The organism is Sinorhizobium sp. 7-81 (assembly GCF_030124405.1).
GTDB classification, from domain to species: domain Bacteria; phylum Pseudomonadota; class Alphaproteobacteria; order Rhizobiales; family Rhizobiaceae; genus Sinorhizobium; species Sinorhizobium psoraleae.
The window spans coordinates 1-2497 of the sequence record NZ_JASKLT010000053.1 but is presented as its reverse complement, the minus strand read 5'-3'; the positions used below and the strand labels follow the sequence as shown (position 1 = coordinate 2497).

General features: G+C 58.4%; 2 protein-coding genes. Both read left to right on the top strand.

The genetic code is table 11. The annotated features are described in order from the left end of the window. The first annotated feature begins 113 nt into the window (after nt 1-113). Nucleotides 114-1640 carry an IS21 family transposase gene (istA, locus tag QN224_RS33395; RefSeq protein WP_283980148.1) on the top strand — a complete coding sequence of 509 codons (1527 nt, stop codon included), beginning with the start codon at nt 114-116 and terminating at the stop codon, nt 1638-1640. Continuing rightward, nucleotides 1630-2442: an IS21-like element helper ATPase IstB gene (gene istB / locus QN224_RS33390; protein ID WP_283980147.1), complete on the top strand. Its 813-nt coding sequence runs from the start codon at nt 1630-1632 to the stop codon at nt 2440-2442. The genes istA and istB overlap by 11 nt, the downstream gene beginning before the upstream one ends. The last annotated feature ends 55 nt before the right edge of the window (nt 2443-2497 follow it).

Here is a 2497-nt window from a genome sequence, read left to right as displayed (position 1 = left end):
TGTTGATTTGCACTGAGAAGTGATCCGGCATTGCGGGATATTTTCATCGAGAATTGACCCATGTTTTGAACCTTGCTCCGCGTGTTTTCAGCGGGAGCTATGGAGTGATCGACATGGCCTTATTAAGCGTGATCCGACGCTGGCATTTTCGAGAGCATCTATCGATCCGGGAGATATGCCGCAGGACCGGCTTGTCCCGGAACACCATCCGTAAATACCTGCGCCTGAATGGTGTGGAGCCGAAGTTCAAAGTTCCGGAGCGGCCGAGCAAGCTTGATCCCTTTGCCGACCGGCTATCGGCCTGGCTGAAGACGGAAGCCAACAAATCCCGCAAACAGAAGCGGACTCTTAAACAGCTCCATGCCGACCTGCTGAGCTTGGGCTACGAGGGTTCTTATTGCCGTGTCGCCGCTTTCGCTCGGGATTGGAGAGCCGATCGGCAGAGAGAACTTCAGACGTCGGGACGCGGAACATTCGTGCCTTTGGCATTCGAACCCGGTGAAGCGTTCCAGTTCGACTGGTCGGAAGATTGGGCCGTCATCGGCAATGAGCGGACCAAGCTGCAGGTGGCCCATACGAAGCTGAGCTACAGCCGCGCCTTCATTGTCCGGGCCTATCTCCTGCAGACACACGAGATGCTGTTCGACGCCCACAATCATGCGTTCCGCGTTTTTGGCGGCATTCCTCGCCGCGGCATCTACGACAACATGAAGACGGCGATCGACAAGGTCGGCCGCGGCAAGGAGCGCGATGTGAACGTCCGCTTCCTGGCGATGGCAAGCCACTATCTCTTCGAGCCCGAGTTCTGCAACCCGGCGTCTGGCTGGGAGAAAGGGCAGGTCGAGAAGAACGTCCAGGACGCTCGTCATCGCCTTTGGCAGCCCATGCCACGCTTTCCATCGCTGGAGGCCCTCAACGAGTGGCTGGAGCAACGCTGCAAAGAGTTTTGGGCACAGACGTCTCACGGCCAGATGCGCGGCACCATCGCCGATATCTGGGCCGAAGAGACACAGGCTCTCATGCCGGTCTCCCGTCCGTTTGATGGTTTTGTCGAATACACCAAGCGGGTCTCGCCGACCTGCCTCGTGCATCTGGAGCGCAACCGCTACAGCGTTCCGGCATCCTTCGCCAATCGACCGGTGAGCCTGCGGGTCTATCCGGATCGTGTCGTTGTCGCCGCCGAAGGCCTGATCATCTGCGAACACCAGCGCATTATCGACCGTTCCCATGATCGGCCGGGACAGACGGTTTATGACTGGCGACACTATCTGGCGGTCGTGCAACGCAAACCCGGCGCTCTTCGCAATGGCGCACCCTTTGTCGAACTTCCGGAAGCCTTCAGGACCTTGCAGCAGCACCTGCTCAAGAAGCCTGGCGGAGACCGTGAGATGGTCGATATCCTGGCGCTCGTCCTGCAGCACGATGAACACGCCGTCCTCTCGGCCGTCGACATGGCGCTGAAGTCCGGCGTTCCGACCAAGACGCATGTGCTGAACTTGTTGCATCGCCTTGTCGACGGCAAATCCTTCACGCCGCCGACCATCGATGCGCCTCAGGCCCTGACGCTCATCAACGAACCAAAGGCCAACGTCGAGCGATACGACTCCCTGAGGAAGGCGGAGGTTCGCCATGCGTCATAATCCAGCCAGTGGTGCGATCGTGATCATGCTGAGGCAATTGAAGATGCACGGAATGGCCCAGGCCGTCGGAGAACTGACCGAACAGGGAGCGCCGGCGTTCGAGGCCGCCATTCCAATCCTGTCGCAGCTCCTCAAAGCGGAGACGGCAGAAAGGGAAGTCAGATCGACAGCCTATCAGCTCAAGACTGCACGCTTTCCCGCCTACCGTGATCTGAACGGCTTCGACTTTTCAAGCAGCGAGGTCAATGAAGCTCTCGTGCGTCAGCTTCACCGCTGCGACTTCCTCGACGAGGCCAACAACATTGTCCTGGTCGGCGGGCCTGGCACAGGCAAAACGCATGTCGCCACCGCGATCGGCGTTCAGGCCATCGAGCATTACCACAAGCGGGTTCGGTTCTTCTCGACCGTCGAGCTGGTCAACGCGCTTGAACAGGAGAAAGCCCAGGGTCGTTCTGGTCAGATAGCCAACCGGCTCGTCCATTCCGATCTCGTCATTCTCGATGAGCTCGGATACCTCCCCTTCAGCGCGTCAGGTGGTGCACTGCTCTTCCATCTGCTGAGCAAGCTCTATGAGCGAACCAGCGTCATCATCACCACCAACCTCAGCTTCAGCGAGTGGGCTAGCGTCTTCGGCGACGCCAAGATGACCACCGCCTTGCTCGACCGGCTTACCCATCACTGCCACATCCTCGAAACCGGAAACGACAGCTTTCGCTTCAAAAACAGCTCAGCGCATGAACCCAAAACCACAAAGGAGAAAAGCAGGACCTTGACCACCACCACCGACCCGAAACATACGTAAAAGGCGGGTCAATTCTCGGCGCAAATGCCGGGTCACTTCTCAGTGCAAATCAACA

Coding starts and splice junctions, on each gene's coding strand:
- istA (WP_283980148.1), top strand. CDS start 114: ATGGCCTTATTAAGCGTGATCCGACGCTGGCATTTTCGAGAGCATCTA.
- istB (WP_283980147.1), top strand. CDS start 1,630: ATGCGTCATAATCCAGCCAGTGGTGCGATCGTGATCATGCTGAGGCAA.